This window comes from Sphingomonas fuzhouensis (assembly GCF_034659795.1).
Lineage (GTDB): Bacteria > Pseudomonadota > Alphaproteobacteria > Sphingomonadales > Sphingomonadaceae > Sphingomonas > Sphingomonas fuzhouensis.
The window spans coordinates 323298-343787 of the sequence record NZ_JAXSQY010000002.1 but is presented as its reverse complement, the minus strand read 5'-3'; the positions used below and the strand labels follow the sequence as shown (position 1 = coordinate 343787).

12 protein-coding genes are annotated in these 20490 nt (G+C 65.9%); 8 read left to right on the top strand and 4 right to left on the bottom strand.

The window, feature by feature from the left end; genetic code table 11:
* Together U1H82_RS06125 and U1H82_RS06120 are read right to left on the bottom strand one after the other, a co-directional pair.
* On the bottom strand, positions 1–1404 hold the full coding sequence (locus U1H82_RS06125; protein ID WP_322964036.1) for an MFS transporter: 1404 nt from the start codon (positions 1402–1404) through the stop codon (positions 1–3).
* An 11-nt stretch (positions 1405–1415) separates the two neighbouring features.
* On the bottom strand, positions 1416–3860 hold the full coding sequence (locus U1H82_RS06120; protein WP_322964035.1) for a TonB-dependent receptor: 2445 nt from the start codon (positions 3858–3860) through the stop codon (positions 1416–1418).
* 469 nt (positions 3861–4329) lie between these two features.
* Here U1H82_RS06120 and U1H82_RS06115 point away from each other — a divergent pair, with 469 nt between their 5' ends.
* The 3 genes from U1H82_RS06115 (at position 4330) to U1H82_RS06105 (ending at position 10055) form a co-directional block, all read left to right on the top strand.
* The gene (locus U1H82_RS06115) at positions 4330–6354 is read left to right on the top strand and encodes a glycoside hydrolase domain-containing protein (RefSeq protein WP_322964034.1); all 2025 of its coding nucleotides are present in this window, start codon (positions 4330–4332) and stop codon (positions 6352–6354) included.
* Between the two features lie 90 nt (positions 6355–6444).
* A complete protein-coding gene (locus U1H82_RS06110) occupies positions 6445–8961 on the top strand; it encodes a TonB-dependent receptor (RefSeq protein WP_322964033.1) in 2517 nt (838 codons plus the stop codon).
* 5 nt (positions 8962–8966) lie between these two features.
* Positions 8967–10055, top strand: a complete 1089-nt coding sequence (locus tag U1H82_RS06105) for a YdcF family protein (protein WP_322964032.1) — start codon at positions 8967–8969, stop codon at positions 10053–10055.
* 58 nt (positions 10056–10113) lie between these two features.
* On the opposite strand, the gene U1H82_RS06100 is transcribed toward U1H82_RS06105, so the two are convergent.
* The gene (locus U1H82_RS06100) at positions 10114–11835 is read right to left on the bottom strand and encodes a thiamine pyrophosphate-dependent enzyme (protein WP_322964031.1); all 1722 of its coding nucleotides are present in this window, start codon (positions 11833–11835) and stop codon (positions 10114–10116) included.
* A gap of 159 nt (positions 11836–11994) precedes the next feature.
* Here U1H82_RS06100 and U1H82_RS06095 point away from each other — a divergent pair, with 159 nt between their 5' ends.
* A complete protein-coding gene (locus U1H82_RS06095; RefSeq protein ID WP_322964030.1) occupies positions 11995–12999 on the top strand; it encodes an FUSC family protein in 1005 nt (334 codons plus the stop codon).
* A gap of 55 nt (positions 13000–13054) precedes the next feature.
* Here U1H82_RS06095 and U1H82_RS06090 read toward each other — a convergent pair whose 3' ends face one another.
* Entirely contained in the window at positions 13055–14371 is a 1317-nt protein-coding gene (locus U1H82_RS06090; RefSeq protein ID WP_322964029.1) for an MFS transporter, read from the bottom strand.
* A gap of 361 nt (positions 14372–14732) precedes the next feature.
* On the opposite strand from U1H82_RS06090, the gene U1H82_RS06085 reads away from it, so the two are divergent.
* From U1H82_RS06085 to U1H82_RS06070, 4 genes are all read left to right on the top strand, one after another.
* A complete protein-coding gene (locus tag U1H82_RS06085; RefSeq protein WP_322964028.1) occupies positions 14733–16493 on the top strand; it encodes a sensor histidine kinase in 1761 nt (586 codons plus the stop codon).
* Positions 16490–17782, top strand: coding sequence for a sigma-54-dependent transcriptional regulator (locus U1H82_RS06080; protein ID WP_322964027.1), 1293 nt, complete (start codon positions 16490–16492; stop codon positions 17780–17782). Before U1H82_RS06085 ends, U1H82_RS06080 begins: the two co-directional genes overlap by 4 nt.
* Positions 17783–18227: 445 nt before the next feature.
* A complete protein-coding gene (locus tag U1H82_RS06075; RefSeq protein ID WP_322964026.1) occupies positions 18228–19985 on the top strand; it encodes a methyl-accepting chemotaxis protein in 1758 nt (585 codons plus the stop codon).
* Positions 19982–20452: a chemotaxis protein CheW gene (locus U1H82_RS06070; RefSeq protein WP_322964025.1), complete on the top strand. Its 471-nt coding sequence runs from the start codon at positions 19982–19984 to the stop codon at positions 20450–20452. Before U1H82_RS06075 ends, U1H82_RS06070 begins: the two co-directional genes overlap by 4 nt.
* The last annotated feature ends 38 nt before the right edge of the window (positions 20453–20490 follow it).

Here is a 20490-nt window from a genome sequence, read left to right as displayed (position 1 = left end):
TCAGGCTTGGACGGGAACAGGGGCCGCGCGGGCATCGAGGGCGCGGCGGATCGCGGCGTGGCGGGTCTGGTCGAGCGGAAAGTGCCAGATCAGCGCGGCCGAGATGATGTGCGCAACGGCAGGGCCGAGCGCGAAAACATATTTGAGCGCGTCGAGCGCGGCGGGGGCGCTGTGCCCCTTGGGCTGGAAGCCCAACCAGGCGAGCAACGGCAGCGCCAGGCCGATGCCGATCGCCGGGCCCGCCTTGGTCGCCAGGCTGAAGACCGAGAAGAACAGGCCGGTGCGGTTGTGTCCCGTCGCCAGTTCATGCGCATCGGCGACATCCGCCACCATCGCGCGCAGCATCAGATTGCCCGACCCCTGGGTCAGCCCCTGCGCCACCGCCAGCGCGATCAGCAGCCACAGCATGTCGGGAAAGACCGCGAGCAGGCCGATATTGATCGCCGCCTGCGCCAGTTCGCCCGCGATCGCCGTCTCGCGCTTGCCCAGCCGCCGCCCGATCGCCAGCCAGAGCGGCCCGGCGGCGACGCCGAATAGGAATTGCAGCAGGTACAGCCCGCTCGCCCATTGCGGCAGGCCCATATAGCTGACGCAGAAGAATGCGATCAGCCCGGCGCGGATCGACTGGCCCGCCGTCACCGCCACGTCGGAGGCGAGCACGCGCAGCAGCAGCCGGTCGCCAAAGACCAGCCCGGCGCTGCGCCAGAAGCCGATACCGTGCGGATGCCGAGCGGGGGTGGGCGGTTCGGCGATCGTGGTCAGGCCCAGCAACAGCGCGGGCACCAGCGTCGCCAGGATGAACAGGCCGGTCGCATGGAGCTTCAGCACCCCGTCGGCGGGACGCCATTGCTCGATCAGCGTCGGCAGGATCAGCACCAGCAACAGGCCGATCGCGAACATCGTCTGCTTATAGGTCACGATGCGCGTGCGTTCGTGATACCGGCCCGACAATTCCCCCGCCCAGGCGGAGAAGGGGATCTCGATCATCGTCCAGCCCGCGTAAAAGACGAAGAGGGCCACGCCCAGATACAGCGGCGCGACGGTCGCGGGCGGGAAGAACAACAGCGTAGAGCCGATCCCGAACAGCAGGCCACCGGCCGCGATCCATGGCCGCCGTCGCCCGAAACGGCTGCGCGTGCGATCGGACAGCGTGCCGATGATCGGGTCCGACGCCATGTCCCAGAGGCGACCGAGGAAGAAGATGAAGCCGATCGTCGCCAGCGACAGGCCGAAATGGCTGGCATAGAGTTGCGGCACGAACAGGGCGAGCGGCAGGCCTGCCGCGGCCAGCGGGATCGACAGCGAGCCGAAGCCGAGCAGTCGATAACCCGATGCGCCATCGCCTCGTGTGGCCTGTCGCGGTGCCCGCCGGGGCTTTACGGTATCAAAGGGAATGCTGGCCATCGCCGCCTCCGTCAGAAACGGACCTTGAAGGTCGCGCCATAGGTGCCCGGATCGCCGAGAATGGCGGTGACGAGCCCGTAATTGACGACGTTCAAGGTCTGGAAATAGTGTTTGTCGAACAGGTTGCGTGCCCAGACCGACAGGTCGTAGCGACCATCCTCGCCCAGCCGGATGCCCGCCCGCGCATTGACCAGGCCATAGCCGGGGACCAGCCCGTAGCGGCTGTTGCTGGCGACCGTGTAATAAGACGAGCGGTACGACCAATCGCCGTGCAGATAGGCCTCGGCACCGCCGCCGACCGTGTGTGTCGCATCGCCGCCGACCGAGGCCGCCCATTTCGGCACGCCCGCCAGCCGCTTGCCGGTAAAGTCGCTCACCGGCGATCCGCCGGGGCTGGTGGCGGTGGGGTTGAGTGCCTCCACCGGCGTCGGGCCGTTGGGATAATCGCGATAGGTCGCGTCGGTATAGGCGATCGAGCCGGTCAAGCTCAGCCAGTCGGCGGGGCGGACCGCGACATCGCCCTCGAACCCGCGCGAGCGGACCTTGGGGATGTTGGCGATATAATTGATATAGGTGTTGGTGCCGATCACCTGCTGGACGATCGTCGTCTGATAATCGTGCACATTGGTTTGGTAGGCGGCGAGATTGAACGTCACGCGCCGGTCGAGGAACTGCGACTTCAACCCGATCTCGTAATTGTCGACCGTCTCGGGCCGGACGACGGGATCGACCCCGGCGGGCAGGTTGGTGAGGTTCAGCCCCTGCGACTTCGCGCCGCGCGAATAGGTGGCATAGACCAGCACGTCCTCGCCGGGTTTCCAGCCCAGCGTCGCCAGCCCGGAAAAGCTGTCATCGTCGGTGTCGACCGAAAAAGCCTGGATCGGTGACAGCGCGTTGCGGATCGCGGTGACGCGCGCGATTTGCGCCGCCGTCAGCCCGGTCGTCGGTTGGGCGAAGAGGCGTTCATTGGCATAGCTGCCCCATTTCTCCTCATGCGTGTAGCGCAAGCCCGCCGTCAGGCTGAGCGCGGGCGTGATGTGCCACGTTCCCTGACCGAAGAACGCCCCGCTCTTGGTATGCGGATCGGACCGGGTGGCGGAGAGCAGGCCGTTGGTGGCGATGCCTGCGACCGTCTGATTGTCCGACGGAAAGAGCGCGAGGGCGGCGTCGGGCCCGAATTCGCTGCGGCCATAGCCGCGCACCACCTGCTGGAAATAATAGACGCCCAGCAGCCAGTCGATCGTGCGCGTGCCGGTGGAGGCGAGCCGCAACTCCTGGCTGAACTGGCGTTGGAAATTGAGGATATGGCCTTGCGTGTTGATCGACAGCGCGGTCATGTCGCCGTCGTTGCGGGGGAACCAGTTCCATTGCCGGACGGCGGTGATCGATGTCAGCGCCGCGCCGTCCAGATCGTAATCGACCTGACCCGACACGCCCCATGTATCCATGTTCGCCTGGAACGGCGAATTGGCATCTGTGCGCCTTGCAAAGGGATCGATCGGCAGCGGCGTGTAGTTCGGAAAGCGGGCCAGCCGCTGAACGAAGCTGTTGGCGATGGGGGCGCCATTGTCATAGGTCGCGAAGGTCCGCACCGGCAGGTTGACGCAGCATGTCTGGTTCTGCTGGCCCCAGTCGCCGATGATGCGGATCGTCAGGGCCGGGGCGGGGGTCAGCAGCAACTGGCCGCGTATCGTCGCATTCTCATAGTCATGGACCCGGCGGCGCGTCGTCGTGTCGTAGAGAAAGCCGTCGCGGCTGGTATAGGCCGCGCTCAGGCGGAAGGCGGCGAGACCGTCGATCAGCGGGCCGGTGACGGAGCCGCGCAGCTGGCGATAATCGTAATTGCCGACATCGACTTGGCCATCGGCATGCCAGTCGAATTGCGGCAGGCGGCTGGAGATATTGATCGCGCCCGCCGTGGTGTTCTTGCCGAACAACGTGCCCTGCGGCCCGCGCAGCACCTCGACCCGGTCGAGGTCGACCAGATCGAACTGGCTTTGCCCGACACGGCCGTAATAGACATTGTCGATATAGACGCCGACGCCGTTTTCCAGACCGTCATTGGTCAGCGCGACATTCGAGCCCAGCCCGCGAATATTGATATTGGTGTTGCGCGGATTGAAGCTGAAGACCTGGAGCGACGGCACCAGTTGCTGGACCTGATCGAGCCGATAATCGCCGCGGATACCAAGCTGCTCCGCGTCGACCACGCTGAGCGCGATCGGTACGTCCTGCGCCCGCTCCTCACGCCGCCGGGCGGTGACGAGGATGTCGTTGGCGGGGGCTTCCTCGACCCCGGCGTCGGTCGGCGCGGTGTCGGCTCGCGGTGCCTCGACGCTTTTTTCCGCCTTGGCTGGCGTGTCGTTGCTGGCGAGTACGACCTGTGCGGCGGCACCGGACGGCAGCAGCGCCGTGGCGGCGAGCAGCAGGTAGCGGCGGCGACGGACAAGCGCCATCGTTGCCGGAAATCCCCTTTTCATGGATTGGCTTTCTTGTTGGTCTTGGCGATGGGCGGCGCGGGGCGGGGGCACGATCCGTCCCCCTGCCGCCACCCTGATGGCGTCGGACGGATACGGCGCTGCCGCGTGTACGAGACCGGTGCGACCGGCCCCGCGCAGGGTCAGCGATCAGAAAATGCTATGACGGACCCGGAAAGCCGGCGGATCGTGAAAGCGGACTGAGATCATCCCGGTCTCCTCGCTGGGGCACCGAAGGGCGCCATGAGTAAAACCTATCAAACAGATAGGATTTGTGGGAAAAGCATATATTGCCGTGCGATTAGGCCAGCTATTCGCTTGCGAACGTGGCGGCTGACGCAGGAAAGTGGCGGAAAATCAGCCTCGCGAGTGCGTCATGCCGCTGTAAAGATGGGCCTTCAATGGGAGGCTGTCTGTGTCGCAACGCCGTCAACAAGGGGCTGGTCGGATGAAATGGATGATGGCGGCCGCACTGTGCATGGCCGCGACGCCCGCCCTGGCGCGCGAGACGCCGGCCGATCTGGTCGACCCGTTCGTCGGCACGCTGGCCGATTTCGGACAGTTGACGCCTGCCGCCGTCGCGCCGTTCGGCATGGTGCAGCTCAGCCCGGATACCGATCCGGCCAATCATGCGGGTTATGACTTCGCCGCCGACCGGCTGCGCGGCTTTTCCTTCACGCGCGGCGTGGGGGTGGGCTGCGGAGGCGCGGGCGGTGACCTGCTCGTGTCGTTGCGCCCGGCGGGGGCGAGCGGCCTCGCGATGATGGACAAGCGCAGCGAGCGGGCGGCGGCGGGATTTTATCGGGTGCGCTATGACGGCGATCTGACGGCGGAGGCGACGGCGACGCGGGGGGCGGGGCTGTTGCGCTTTGCGGTGGGTCGGGCGGGGCGGGTCGTGCTGCGGATCGATGCGCGGCACAGCTATGCCAAGCGGACCTCGGCGACATGGCGGACGACGACCAGCGACGATCTGCGCGCCGAGATGGTGGCGGGAACGGTGTGCGACCAGGGACGCTATCGCCTGTTCTCATCGAGCCGGGTGACGCTGAACGGCCGCCCGCTTCACCGTGCGATGGTCGTCAAGGACGGTGTGGCGACGCTCGACCTGACCGTGCGGCGCGGCGATGTGGTCGCATTGGCCACCGGCGTGTCGAGCGTCGATGATGACGGGGCGGCGCTGGTTCGCGAACGGGAAATCGGTCATCGCGGTTTCGCGGCCATTGCCGCCGAAACGCGCGCCGCCTGGAACCGGGTGCTGGAACGGGTGCGGCCGGAGGGATCGCGGGCCGAGCGTGCGCTGTTCTACACCGCGCTGTTCCGCGTCTTCCAGACCCCGGTCGCGATCGACGATCCCGATCGCCGCCACCGGGAGAATGACGGGACGATCGCCCGGTCGCGCGCCGGGCAGACCCGCTATGCCAGTTGGTCGCTATGGGACAATTACCGGACGCAGCTGCCGCTGCTCGCCCTGCTGCAACCCGAACGCAGCCAGGATATCGCCCGCTCGCTCGCCGATCTCTACACACGCGGCAAGGCGCAATGGGCGACGATGACCGAGCCGTTCCTGACGGTCCGCACCGAACATGCCGGGATCGCGCTGCTCGACATGCGGCGAAAGGGCATTGCCGGCTTCGATGCGCCCGCCGCGCTGAAGGGCATGGTCGCCGACAGCGCCACGCTGCAACGCGATACGCCCGATCAACAGATCGAGGCGGCCTATGACGACTGGGCGACCGCGCAGCTGGCGCAGGATTTGGGGGATGTCGACACCGCGCGGCGCTTCCTGGCAAAGGCCTATGGCTATCGTCCGATGTGGCGATCCGTGTTCGAAATGCCGGGGGCGGATGGCGACACGGTCAAGGCGCGTGGCCTGTATCAGGGGACGCTCTGGCAATATCGCTGGGCACCTGTGTTCGATCTGAACTGGATGGTCGCGACGGTGGGCAGGGCCGAATGGCTGGCGCAGCTTCATCACTTCTTCGATGCCGGTCTGTTCAACATGACCAACGAGCCGGATATCCAGGTGCCGTTCCTGTTCGCGGCCGCCGGACAGCCCCAGGCGACCGCCGATCTGGTGCGTACCATCCTGACGCAGCCGATGGCGCATCCCTATACCAACGCGGGCAAGCTGCCGCAGCCCTTTGTCGGGCGCAGCTTCGCGCTGGCGCCGCAGGGCTTTGCCGATGGCATGGACGATGACGCAGGCGCGATGACCGCCTGGTATGTCTTCGCGTCGCTGGGCCTTTATCCGCTGGTGCCGGGTGAGCCCTGGTATGTGGTGACGGTGCCGAGCTTTGCGCGCGCGACCATCGATCTGGGTCGGGGGCGCCGCATGACGGTCCGCCGCGTCGGTCCACGCGATGGCGCGATCGTGCGGGCCGACTGGAATGGGCGGGCGCTGGCGGACTGGCGGGTGACGCACAAGGCGCTGCTGGAGGGCGGGACATTGACGGTCACGACGCGTCCCCGTTGATCTGGATCGCTCCATAAATCTGGTCGATTCACAAATCTGTCGTGATAGCTTGGCAACGGGGCTGCCAATTGATCCAAAACGGGGGAAACCATGACTTTTGCCAAAGCTGCGCTGCTGCGCGCGACCGCCTTGACCGCTGCGCTGATCGCCGTGCCGCAACTGGCCAATGCGCAGACCACCAGCGAGGCGGCGACCGATACCGCCAAGGCTGCGCCCGAGACGCAGGCGGCGACCGGCGAAGAGGTGATTGTCACCGGGTCCGCCCGGCGGCAGCGGCGCTTCGACGTGTCCTATGCGGTCAATTCGCTGGGGCAGGACGATGTGAAGCGGCTGGCCCCGCTCAATTTCGCCGATCTGCTCGGCAAGCTGCCCGGCATCCAGGTCGAGGCGACCGGCGGCGAGGTGCAGAACATCACCCGCGTCCGCGGCATTCCCACCGATGACGGCTATGCCGTGTTCCAGCAGGACGGCCTGCCGCTGTTCAACGACATCAACGGCAATTTCTTTCGCGGCGACAGCCTCAACCGCTACGACCTGATGACCGAGCGGGTCGAGGTGGTGCGCGGCGGCCCCGCGCCGATCTTCGCCAGCCAAGCGGCAGCGATCGTCAACTCGATCACCGCGACCGGCACCGACACGACGCGGGGCAAGGTGCAGGTGACGCTGGGCACCACCGACCTCTATCGCCTGGACGCGATGCAGGCCGGGCCGCTGGGGAACCGCACCTATTATGCGGTCGGCGGCTATCTGCGCCAGGACGGCGGCCAGCGGAACAACGGCTTTCCCAATGATCGCGGCGGGCAGATCCGCGCCAATATCAAGCGCGACCTGGACAATGGCACGCTCAAGATCAGCGTCAATTATCTGAACGACCACAACACCTTCTACCTGCCGATCCCGATCGCCGATCCGCGCAACCCGTCGGTGTCGCTCAATCCCTATATCAACTTCTTCCACGGCACGCTGAACTCGCCCGCCTATCGCGGCGTGACGCTGAAGTACCGGGACTCGGCCGGGGTGGTGCGCAGCGAGACCCGCGATCTGGCCAATGGCCGCCACATGGAATATGGCAATATCGGCCTGCAATATGACGCCGAGTTCGGCGGCTGGCAGTTCTCGGCCAAGACCGGCTACACCCAGGGCAAGCTGAGTTTCGACGCGCTCTATTCGACCTCCAACCCGGTCGACGCGAACAGCTTCGCCAACAGTTTCCTGAGCGCCGCCAATGCCGCCTTCGGCCCGGTCGCGCGGCTGGGCTATGCGCTGTCGGCGACCAATGGCGCGACGGCCTATGATCCCTATGCCGCGTCCGGCCTGGTCGTGCAGGGCCAGTATCGCGGCGTCGATTCCCGTTTCTATTCGGGGCAGGGCGATGTCAGCGTCACGCGCAAGTTCGACACCGGTTTCGGCACGCATGACCTGCGGCTGGGCGGCTATGCCTCGGCCTATGGCCTGACCAACAAGGCCGTCTATCAGGATTATCTGATGGAGGTGCGCGGCCAGCCCCGGACGCTGGACCTCGTCGCCTATGACGCGAGCGGCAAGGTGCTGGGCTATGTCACCGACAAGGGCGTGCTGCGTTATGGCACGACGCTGAACCAGGGCGATGTCGATTCCACCGTCTATGCGGTCTATGCCAACGACACCTGGGAGGTGACGCCGGGCCTGCGCATCGATGGCGGTATTCGCCATGAATGGTACAATATCAGCGGCTATGGCCTGACCTCCACCTCGGTCAATCTGGGCGATCCGACGACCCTGGCCGACAATAATGTCCGCAGCTTCGACGGTGGACGCCAGACCCGCAAGGACAGCCCGGTCGCGACCAACTGGACGGTCGGCATCAACTATGACGTCAGCACCCATTTCGGTGGTTATCTGCGCGCCTCGCATCTGGAGGTGCCGCCGCAATCGGCCAGCTATTACAATATCAATCCCGTGCTGGTGAAGACGCAGGCCGACCAGTATGAGGCCGGGCTGAAGGCGTCCTTCGGTCGCAACTATCTGTACATGACCGGCTTCTATACGAAGTTCGATCCGTTCAACGCCTCGTTCGTGGCGTTCAATCCGACCACCGGCCGCAACGACCAGGCGGTGCCCTTTATCGGCCAGGCCGAGGTGAAGGGCGTCGAGGTCGACGGCACGCTGGCCCCGGCGCCGTGGTTCTTCGTCTCGGGTTCGTTCACCTATCAGGAACCGAAGTACAAGAATCTCCAGAACAGCTCGGGCGCCGACCCTTCCGCGGTCAACGGCAAGCAGATCATCCGCGAGCCCAAGGTGTTCGGCAATATCCGCCCGACCTTCGCCTTCGACGCCGGGAGCGATCAGGTCGAGATCTATGGACGTTACGAATATGTTGGGCGTCGCTATGTCGACCTGTTCAACAATACGGGCCTGCCCGCTTACAACACGTTCGGCCTGGGCGCGACGCTGACCCATGGCGGGTTCCAGTTCCAGGTGGTCGGCGACAATATCTTCAACAACAAGGGCCTGACCGAGGGCAATCCGCGCACCGATCAGCTGAGCGGCCAGACCTCGCGCGATGCGATCTATGGCCGCCCGATCTTCGGGCGCAGCGTCCGCTTCGTCATCAGCAAGGCATGGTGAGGCGCATGATGTGGGCCATGGCGGCGGCGATGCTATTGTCCATGGCCGCGCCGTGGCCCGCCGTCGCGGCGACGCCCGTGCGCGATAGGCAACTGGCGACGATGGCGGCGCGGCTGTTCCCCGCGCTGCACGGGAAAGTGCTGGCGGGGGAGGCGCGCGATCGCCGCGTCGCCGCCTGTGCCGGAGCACCCGCATGTGTCGTCGCGGCGGCGATCCTGCGCGACGACGAGCGCGAGACGCTGGCCGCGCGTGCGGGCGATCGCGCCGACGACGTGCGGCGGCAGGTCGACGGGCTGAACGATATCCTGCGGGTTTATGGCGTCGGCAAATTGCCCCGCTATCCCCTGATCGACGGGTCCGATGCGCCGTTCGGCAGCGAGGCCTTTGCGGCCGAGGTCGCCGATGCGGTCACCATGGCCGGGACGCAGCGCAGCGATCCGGCGGTCGGCGGCGACATCAGCCTGTCGCTGGCGCTCGCCTTGCTCGACGCCAATGACAAGAATGCGGCGGCGGCCTTCGAGCCGCTCGACCAGCGTTACAATGCCGCGGCGATCGAACGCGCCCGTACCATCGACTGGGGCCGGTATCGCTATACGGCGATTCTGGTCCTGGGCGTCGGGCCGGAGGACATCGTCACGCCGCTGAGCGCAAAGGGCAAGGTGAATGTCCGGATGGCCGCCGACTATTATGCACAAGGCCTCGCACCCTTCCTGATCGTCAGCGGTGGCGCGGTGCATCCGCGCGACACGCCGCATGTCGAGGCGGTGGAGATGCGGCGCGCCCTGATCGAACGTTATGGCATTCCGCCCGAGGCGATCGTGCTCGAACCCTATGCCCGGCATACCACGACGAACATACGCAACGCCACGCGCCGCCTGATCGCGATAGCCGCACCGCTCGACCGGGACATGCTGGTCGTCAGCAATGCGCCGCATATCGACGCGGTCGCCAGCCCGGCCTTTGTCGAACGCAACCGCCGCGAACTGGGCTATCAGCCCGCCACCGCCGATGGCCAGATCGCCCCGACCGCCGTGGCGATGCGGCCGTCACGCGATTCCCTGCGCGTCGACCCGGCTGATCCGCTCGATCCCTGACCGGGAAGCGCCGGAAAAGGGGAGGTTCCCCCATTCCGGCGCTGTTCCATCCGCGCGGTTACGGAAGGATGGCGTTCTTCAGCAGGTCCACGACATTGGCCGCTTCCTTGGGACCGGACAATAGGCCCTTGGCCGAATACAATGCCATGCCGAAGACCTGGCCCGCTTCGACCTTGGGCGGCATGACCAGTTCGTCGCGCACCGTCACGACATCCAGCAGCGCCGGACCGGGTTCGGCAAGCCATGCCTTGACCGCCTCTTCCAGTGCATCGGGATGCTCGACCCGCCGCCCCCACCAGCCCATCGCGTCCGCCATGCGACCGAAATCCGGGTTTTTCAGTTCGGTGAAGGTATCGAGCAGTCCTTCGACCTTCTGCTCGATCTCGACGAAGCCGAGCGTGCCGTTGTTGAAGACCACGACCTTGATCGGCAGGTCTTCCTGTACGGCGGTGAGCATGTCGCCCAGCAACATGGTCAACCCGCCATCGCCCGACATGGCGATGACCTGCCGCCCCGGATAGGCGGCCTGCGCGCCCAGCGCCTGGGGCATGGCATTGGCCATCGTCCCGTGGCTGAGGCTGACCACCGTCCGGTTCGCCCCGGTCGACGGAATGTGGCGCAGGCACCAGACCATGGGCGAGCCGCCATCGGCGGTGAACACCGCATCGGGCAAGGCATGCTGCGCGATCAGCCCGGTCAGATATTGCGGATGGATCACGTCGCGGTGTCCGGCCGTCTGTCGCGCATCGAGCGCCGCCTCCGCCTTGTGCGCATGCGACAGGGCATGGTCGAGGAAGCTGCGATCCTCACGCGGGGTGACCATCGGGATAAGCGCCTGGAGCGTGTCCGCGATGGTCCCCACCGCCGCGATGTCGACCGGATGGCGACGGCCGAGATGCGTGGCCTCGACGTCGATCTGGATGATCGTCGCCTTGCTCGGATAGAATTGCCGCCACGCAAAGTCGCAGCCCAGCAGCAACAGCGTGTCGCAGTCCATCAGCGCCTGATAGCCGCCCGCCGTGCCGAACACCCCGGTCATGCCGACGTCATAGGGATTGTCGTGTTCCAGAAAATCCTTGGCCCGGCTGGTCCGTGCGACCGGGGCCTGCAACCGCTGGGCCAGGGCGACGACCGCGTCATGGGCATGCTCGCAGCCCGAACCGCCATAGATGGCGATCCGTTCGCCACCGTTCAGCGCATCGGCGATCCGCGCCAGTTCCTGATCCGAAGGACGGATCACCGGTGCCGCGCGGTGCACGGCGAAGTCCGGCTCGTCGGGCGCATTGGCCTTGGACACGTCGACGGGCACGATCAGCACCGCGACCCCGCGCTTGGCGATCGCGGCCTGTGCCGCCATCGCCGTCATCCGCCGGGCCTGGGCGGGCGTGCGGATTTCCTCGCAGAAGACGGTGCCCTTGGCATAGACCGACTTGAAATCAACCTCCTGCGGAAAGTCGAAGCCGAGTTCGTCCTGCACGATCTGGCTGGCGATCAGCACCACGGGCGCACGATTGCGGTTCGATTCCCAGACGCCGTTGATGAAATGCAGGCTGCCGGGCCCGCATGACCCGGCGCATAGGGCCAGTTCGCCGGTCAGCAGCGCATCGGCGCCAGCGGCGAAGGCGCCCGCTTCCTCATGCCGGACATGGACCCAGCGTATGTCGCTGCGGCGGATGGCATCGGTGACGTAATTGAGCGTGTCACCCGGTACGCCATAGCATCGCTTCGCCCCGGCGGCGGCCAGGGTCTCCACGATCACATCGGCCACACGTCGCGTCATTATCCACCTCTAACGTCACCACTGCTCTTGATCGCGGTAAGTGTTCTGGCGACGGATCGGTTCCCGGCGGGGCGCGGGGCTTTGATCCTGCCCGGCATTGGGAGCGTCTGCGCTTCATCATCGTTACGAGGCCGAGACAGGGAGGCCGTCGTCATTCGGATGGAGACTCGCGACACGCTGCGACAGATATTCCGCTTCGACTGGCGGGGCGCGGTCGTCGCGATGCCCGCCTTGTTCCTGCTGCTGTTGGCGGGTGTGCTGAGCCATGCCCATGTCGCGGCCTCGATCGCGGCGGGCGCGGCCTTTGCGGTCGGATTCGGCGCGACCAAGCGCGTCCGGCATCGCAATCTGGACGCGATGCTGCTGACCGGCGGCGGGATGGCGGTGGTCAGTATCCTGGGAACGCTGGTGGGGCGCGACCCCTATCTCGAACTCGTCGTGACGATGCTGATGGGCGGACTGTGCGGCGCGCTGATCCGCTGGGACACCACGCTATGGTGGGTGTGGTTGCAGGTCATCATCGCCTTCCTGCTGGCGGCGAATTATCCCGGCGACCTGTCCGCCGGGCTGCACCGCGCCGCGCTGGTCACGCTGGGCACGGGCGTTCAGATCGCCATGGTCTGGCTGATGAAATTGGCCATCGACACCCCGGCAAGCGTGTCGCCGCCGGACGAGGATGTGCGGGCCAGGGACATGGTGCTGCACGCCCTGCGCGCGGCGATCTGCATCGGTGTGGCGCTGCTGGCGAGCCGGGCCGTGCACCTCATCCACCAATATTGGGCGCCCATGACGGCGATGATCGTCCTGAAGCCGGGCCTGCGCGACACGGCCCTGCGCGGTGTCGAGCGGATCGGGGGCACCATCCTGGGCATCGTGATCGCGACCGCGATCATCCTGGCGACCGGCTCCCCGATCCTGCGCGTGATTGCGGTGACGTTGTTCGGGGCGGCGGCCTTCGGATTGCAACAGGCCCGTTATGCCGTGCTGGCCACCGCGATCACCGCCAGCGTGGTCTTGATGATCGCCCTGGCGGGCAGCGAGGTACTGGGCGTCGATTGGGACCGGCTGACCGCCACGCTGATCGGCGGGCTTGTCGCACTGGCCGGGGCCGCGCTGGCACCGAAACGACGAGTCCCGGAGAGCCGCGAGGGAATCCAGGGATGATGACGTGCCGCAGCCCCCGGCGTCCCGATGATCGCGGAACGCCGGGGGCCTTTGCTCAATCCTCGGCGATCAGGCTGTCGCGGCGGGTATCGCGCATCCGCAGATAGACGATCAGCGAGATGCCGATCATCGCGGTGACGTACCAGTAGAAGCCCTGCTCCCACCCGGCGGCCTTGAACTTCAGCGCGACGAACTCGGCGGTGCCGCCGAAGATGGTGTTGGCCAGCGCATAGGGCAGGGCGACGCCCAGCGCGCGGATATGGGCGGGGAACATCTCCGCCTTCACCACCGCGTTGATCGAGGTATAGCCCGTCACGATGATGAGCGCGGCCATCACCAGCAGCCCGGCGGTGAACATGTCCTGCGTATGCTGAAGCGCGGTAAAGATCGGATAGGTGAACAACACGCCCGACACGCCGAAGGCGATCATCAGCGGCTTGCGCCCGATCTTGTCGCTCAGCGCGCCCGCCACCGGCTGGAGCAGCATGAAGATGAACAGCGTGACCGCGTTGATCTGCGTCGCCGCTTCCTTGGTGAAGCCGCTGGTGTTGACCAGGAACTTCTGCATGTAGATCGAATAGGCATAGAAGGCGAGCGTACCACCGGCGGTCAGCAGCATGACCAGCGCGGTTTCCTTCGGGTGGTGGCGCAGCAGGGCCAGGAAGCCCGACTTGGGCGCGTCGGTGGCCTTGGCGTTCTTGAAGCTCTCGGTCTCCGCCAAGCCGCGACGCAGACGGAACACGACCACGGCCAGGACCGCGCCGACGAGGAAGGGGATACGCCAGCCCCATTCCTCCAGCGCGGGCTTGCCCATCACATTCTGGAGCACGAGCAGCAGCAGGATCGCGAGCAACTGGCCCGAGATCAGCGTGACATACTGGAAGCTGGAGAAGAAGCCGCGCCGGTCCTTGCCCGCCATTTCCGACAGATAGGTCGCGCTGGCGCCATATTCGCCACCGACCGACAGGCCCTGCATCAGCCGGGCGATGACCAGCAGCGCAGGCGCCAGCACGCCGATCGTCGCATAGCTGGGGGTCAGCGCGATGATGAGCGAGCCCAGGCACATCAGTGTCACCGACAGGGTAAGACCCGCCTTGCGACCATGACGGTCGGAATAGACGCCCATCACCCAGGCGCCGATCGGCCGCATGACGAAGCCGACCGCGAACACCGCCGCCGCGCTCAAAAGCTGGGCGGTCTGGTTGTCGCTGGGGAAGAAGTGTGGCGCGAAATACAGGGTGAAGGCGGCATAGACATACCAGTCGAACCACTCGACCAGATTGCCGGTCGAGCCGCCGATGATCGATTTCAGCCGGGTGTTGGTGCTGGGTGGCGCGGCGGGCGCCGCATGGGGCGCGGGTATCGTCGCCATGTCGTCTCTCCCATTATGGTTCATTATTGTCCTCGGAAACGGCCGGTCGGGCCCATCACATGGTCGTCAAGCGCGGTGAGGATTTGCGGGGCGGGCGCATTCCTGTTCACGACCGGCGATAAGGCCGCACGCCTGTCATCCTGATCCGGGGAACGCGTCATCCAGTCCTCTCACGCCCGATGCTTTCGGTGCAGGGCCATCATGCGCGCGCACCCATATGGGGTAAATCGATCGCGTTAAAAACGAGATAGTCTTTATAAATCAGTGCCTTGATGTTGGTTGATGCTCGTGATGCGGCGGATGCCGTGCGAGATTCTGCATGGCATCGGCTGGGAATTTGCAGCATCCTGCAAAAATGTCCGTGCGTCGCATTCTTCCCCTGATTCTGGCCGGCGCCTTTACCGTCGTCATCGGCCTCTTGGCGTGGCTGGTCGCTTCGGCATGGCTCAGCCGCACGGCGCGCGATGATCTGCGTGAGGAGGCGGGGCGGATCGCGGTTCAGCAGGCGCGCCTGTTCGCGAGCGATCTGGCGCAGTTCCGGCTGCTGCCGCTGGTGCTGGGGGAGTATAACGACCTTGGCGATGCCCTGCGTCAGGGCGATCCCGCCGCGCGGCGCCGCATGGACGGTAAGCTGCACCTCCTTGCCGAGCGCACCGGCGCACCCGTCATCTATCTGATCGACCAGAGGGGCGAGACGGTGTCGGCGTCCAATGCCGGAACCGCGGAGAGCTTCGTCGGGCGCAATTACCGGTTCCGCCCCTATTTCGTGCGCGCGATGCGGCAGGGGGCGGCGGAATATTATGCCGTCGGTAATGTCAGCGGTCGCCCCGGCCTGTTCCTCGCGCGTCGGATCGGCCCCGCCGCCGACCCGGCGGGGGTGATCGTGGTGAAGGTCGAATTCGACAAGCTGATCCGCATCTGGCGTACCGATCCGGGCGAGACGCTGGTGATGGATGGTCGCGGCATCATCCTGTTCGCGACCGATCCCGCCGAACGCTTCCGCGCGACCCGCCCGATCCGCCCGGCCGAACTGGCCGCCATCGGCAGTGCGGCCCAGTTCGGGGAGACGCCGCTACAGCCCAGCCGCTACACATTGTCGGCCAATGGCTTCGTCGCCGTGCCGGGTGGAGCGCCGTCCGTCGTCGGATCGGCCGCGATGCCGGTGCCAGGCTGGCGGCTGGTCCATGTCATGCCGGTCGCCATGTCCTTGCGCGAAGCCGCCAATCTGGCGCGGCTGATCGGACTGGTCGCGGCGCTGATCGCCGGATTGGTCGCGGCATTTCTTCTCTGGCGCATCACCCGTGCTGCCGATGCCGCGCGCGAGCGCGCCAGGCTGGAGGCCGCCGTCGCGACCCGCACCGCCGAACTGCGTGACGAGATCGCCGAGCGGACGCGGATCGACCAACGTTTCCGCGACGCCCGCGAGGAACTGGCCCAGGCCAACCGGTTGGGATCGCTGGGGTCGATCACCGCTGGGCTGGCGCATGAGATCAACCAGCCGGTGGCGACGATCCGCACCCTGTCGGAAAATGCGCGCGCCCATCTGGCGGGCGGCAGGCTGGACCGGGTCGCCGCCAATCTCGACACGGCGATCGGCCTGACCGCCCGCATCGGCGCGATCACGCAGGAGATGCGCCGCTTCGCGCGGCGGGGCACCGGCACGATCGAACCCGTGCCGCTGGACGCGGTGATCGCGGGCACGCGCCTGTTGATCGGCGACCGGTTCCGTACCGCCGGGGTTGCCCTGGATTGGCCGCCGCCGGGGCAGCCGAGCGTGATTGCGGGGCGGGTCCGGCTGGAACAGGTGCTGGTCAACCTGCTCCAGAACGCGCTCGACGCGGTGGCGGAGCATGACGCGCCGCAGGTCGCGCTGACCGTCGCGGCCGAAGGCGACCGCGTCGCGCTGATCGTCGCCGACAATGGCCCCGGTATCGATCCGGCCATCGCCGACCAGATTTTCGAACCCTTCGTCACCGGCAAGCCCGAGGGGCTGGGACTGGGATTGGGCATCGTGCGCGACATCATCCAGGGTTTTGACGGCACGGTATCGGTGGTGTGCTCGCCATTGGGGGGCGCGGCCTTCCAGGTCATCGTCGCGCGCGCAAAAGAGGATAGGCCATGAAAGTCCTGCTGATCGACGACGACGCCGCTTTGCGCGCCGCCATTGCCGACACCTTTGCGATCGCGGGTATCGAGGCGGAGGCCCATGCCGATGCGCGTACGGCGCTCGCCGGTCTCGACGCCGATTATGCCGGTATCGTCGTCACCGACATCCGGATGCCGGGCATGGACGGTCATGCGGTCTTCGATGCGGTCCATGCGACGGACCCCGAACTGCCGGTGCTGCTGATGACCGGGCATGGCGATATCGCGATGGCGGTCGCCGCGATGAGCCGGGGCGCGTTCGACTTCATCGCCAAGCCGTTCGCGACCGACCATCTGGTCGCCAGCGTCCGCCGCGCGCTGGAAACGCGCAGGCTGGTGCTGGAAAACCGGCGCTTGCGGTCGGTGCTTCCCGTCGCCGAGGAGGATTTCCCTCTGATCGGCACGACCCCCGCCATGGCCAGCCTGCGCGATGCGGTGCGTCAACTCGCGCAGGTCGAGGTCGACGTGCTGATCGAAGGCGAAACCGGTACTGGCAAGGAACTGGTCGCGCGGATGCTGCATCGCTGGAGCAAGCGGCGCGGGCGCGAATTCGTCGCGATCGACTGTGCCGCGCTGCCCGATCAACTCGCCGACGAGGCTTTGTTCGGAGGCCGCGCGCAAGGCGGCCGGATCGAGGATGCCAATCGCGGCACCCTGTTCCTCGACGAAATCGACAGCATGTCGAGCGCGGTCCAGGGCAAGCTGCTGCGCGTGATCGAAGAGCGTGAACTGCCCCCGGTCGGCGGCGGTTCGCCGCGCAGCGTCGACCTGCGCATCGTCGCGGCGGCCAAGGGCGACCTGTCCCGCGCCTGTGCCGAGGGGCGGTTTCGCGAGGATCTGCTCTATCGGCTGGAAACCGTGCGCGTGCGCATCCCGCCCTTGCGCGAACGCCGCGCCGACGTGCCGTTGCTGTTCAGCTATTTCCTGCAAGAGGCGGCCGAGCGCTTCGATCGTCCGGTGCCCTCGCTGACGGCGACGGTCGAGGCCAGGCTGATGACCGATCCCTGGCGCGGCAATGTGCGGGCGCTGCGCAACTTCGCCGTCCAGACCGTGCTGGCCCTTCACGATGCAAGAGGGGAGGAAGACAGCCTGCCGCTCGCCGACCGGGTCGCCCGCTTCGAAGCGGCGGTGATCGCCGAAGCGCTGCACAAGGCGGCGGGCGATGTCGCCAGCGCGGCCGAGGCGCTGGCGATGTCGAAGCGCAGCCTGTACGACCGCCTCCAGCGCTATGGCCTGGATGCCAGCGAGCATCGTCGATCGGGCTGATCCGTCATCGGATGACGGGTGCGCCGGGGCTGCATCGGGTGTGAGCAAAGCGGGGTGGGGTGGTATCGCGCAGTGTCGCGAAGGACGTAGCTGCCCCATGTCCGATCAAATTATTACATGGATGTCATAATTTGATCGGGGCACGCCGTTAAATTTTTTTCTCAGAGTGTGTCTCGGCAAATCACGAAAGAGAAAATTTCATATAAATCAATGCATAAAGAAAATTTCTGGCCGACATATTCGGGTTACCAATGATATTTGGTTAATGAAAACTCCCTATCCGAAGAACCTTATATTAAATTCCTGTCATGCATTCGCCCCGTCGAGGATCAAGCGAACCTCAACGAATTTCTAAGGCGTCATTGCTAGGTGATGTGAGCATAACACTGATTTCACATCATTATTTGCAGTGCGCGCCGCGATTGTGTGAACAGGGGATAAAGACATGCGGGCTACGATCAAGGCGAAGTTGGTCACGACATTTGCAGTCGTCCTGGTAATGTTGGCGATCATCGTGGGGTTTAGCGTCAATCGCTTGTCGACCCTGAACAGTGCCATGAGTGATATGGTCGATGATCCTGCCGCGTCGCTGGATCGTATTCAGCAATTCAACGATGCCACCACCTCTTCGATCGTCGCGCAGAAGAATCTGACGATGAGCGACGACCCCGACTTCATGTCCGGGCAGCTTGCGGAACTGCGGCGGCAGCGCGCGCGCGCGGATCGACTGATCGGCGAGGCCTTGCAGACCAAGGACGCGATCGACCGCGAAATGTATTCCGAGGCGCAGCGCGGGTGGACCGACTATAAGATGGTGGCCAACAAGGCGATCGAACTCGCCTTGGCCAATCGTAACGCCGAGGCCTCGGTGATTTCCCTGGGTGCCGCCAACAAGGCCGCGGTGCGTATCGGCGATATCGTCGACCAGATCGTCAAGCGTCAGCGGTCCGAATTGCACGCCGCCGATGAAGAGGGCGATACGCTGTACGCCCAGTCGCGCACGATGTTGCTCGTGGTCGCGGTAGCGGCCTTCCTGCTCGCCATGACGGGGGCCTTCTGGATCAGCCGCATCGTTTCGCGCGGCCTGAAGCGCGTCTCCGTCGCGCTCGGTGCGGTGGCGACCGGCGACCTGGACCATAAGGTCGAGGTGAACAGCAATGACGAAATCCGTGACCTGGTCACCGTCGTCAATCACATGACCGACAATCTGCGCAGCTCGGCGACGCTGGCGGATCGCATCGCACAGGGCGACCTGACGGTCGAGCATCAGCCGCTGTCCGACAAGGACAAGCTGGGTCACGCCCTTGTCGCGATGGTCGAGCGGCTGCGCATCGTCGTCGGCGAAGCGACCGAAGCGGCATCGAGCGTCGCGGCCGGTAGCCAGCAGCTGTCCTCCTCGTCCGAGCAGGTGAGCCAGGGCGCGACCGAACAGGCGGCAGCGGCCGAAGAGGCATCGTCGTCGATGGAGCAGATGGCGGCCAACATCAAACAGAATGCCGACAACGCGACCCAGACCGAGAAGATCGCCCGCCAGTCGTCGCAGGACGCCGAACAGAGCGGGGCTGCGGTGCAGAAGGCCGTCGTCGCGATGCGCACCATCGCCGAGAAGATCGGCATCGTGCAGGAAATCGCCCGCCAGACCGACCTGCTCGCCCTGAATGCGGCGGTGGAAGCGGCGCGTGCCGGTGAACATGGTCGCGGCTTTGCGGTGGTTGCCGCCGAGGTCCGCAAGCTGGCCGAGCGCAGCCAGACGGCGGCGGCCGAGATCAGCGGCATGTCGTCGGACACCGTCGGTGCCGCGACGCAGGCGGGCGAGATGCTGACCAAGCTGGTGCCCGACATCCGCCGCACCGCCGAGCTGGTCGCCGAGATCAGTGCCGCCTGCCGCGAGCAGGATATCGGTGCGGTCCAGATCAACCAGGCGATCCAGCAGCTGGATCAGGTCACCCAGCAAAATGCCAGCGCCTCCGAAGAGATGTCGGCAACGTCCGAACAGCTGGCGGAGAAGGCCGGTCAGTTGCAGTCCAGCATCTCGTATTTCCACATCGACGAGGCGGGCCGGAATAATGCCGTCCGTCGTCCTGCCCATCGTCCCGCTGCGCGCAAGGCGGCCAAGCCATCGGCACCCTCGCGGGGGTTCGCGCTCGACCTGACGCCCGGCGGCTCGGATGATGAGGACCGCATGTTCGGACGCGCGGCATGAGCGGGGAAACCGAAGCGGTCGTCTTCGCGATCGACGGCGCCCTGTTCGCGCTGCCCGTAACCAGGGTGCGCGAAATACTGGATCGGCGTCCGGCCTTTCGCGTGCCCTCCGCGCCCGATTGGCTGGTCGGATTGATCGACCTGCGCGGACAGTCGGTGGCGGTGATCGACCTTCGCGCCTTCGCCACCGCCACCCATACCGAAGCCGGAGACGGTGCGCGCATCCTGATCGTCGAGACCGGTGAACATGGTCCGTGCCTGGGCCTGCTGGTCGATCAGGTCGTCGATGTGGCGTGCCACGCCAATGCGGATCGACAGGACGTGCCCGCCATCGTGCCGCAACGCGGTCCATGGCGTCTGTCGGGCGTCCTGCGTCGTGGCGAGGCGTTTGTCGGGCTGCTCGACATGGAGGCTATCGCGGCATTGGCCGACGACGCCCGTTACGCCTGTGAGGCGGTCGCCGCGTGAAAGCGGGGGCGGGGGCCAAGGCTCCCGCCCCTCACAAA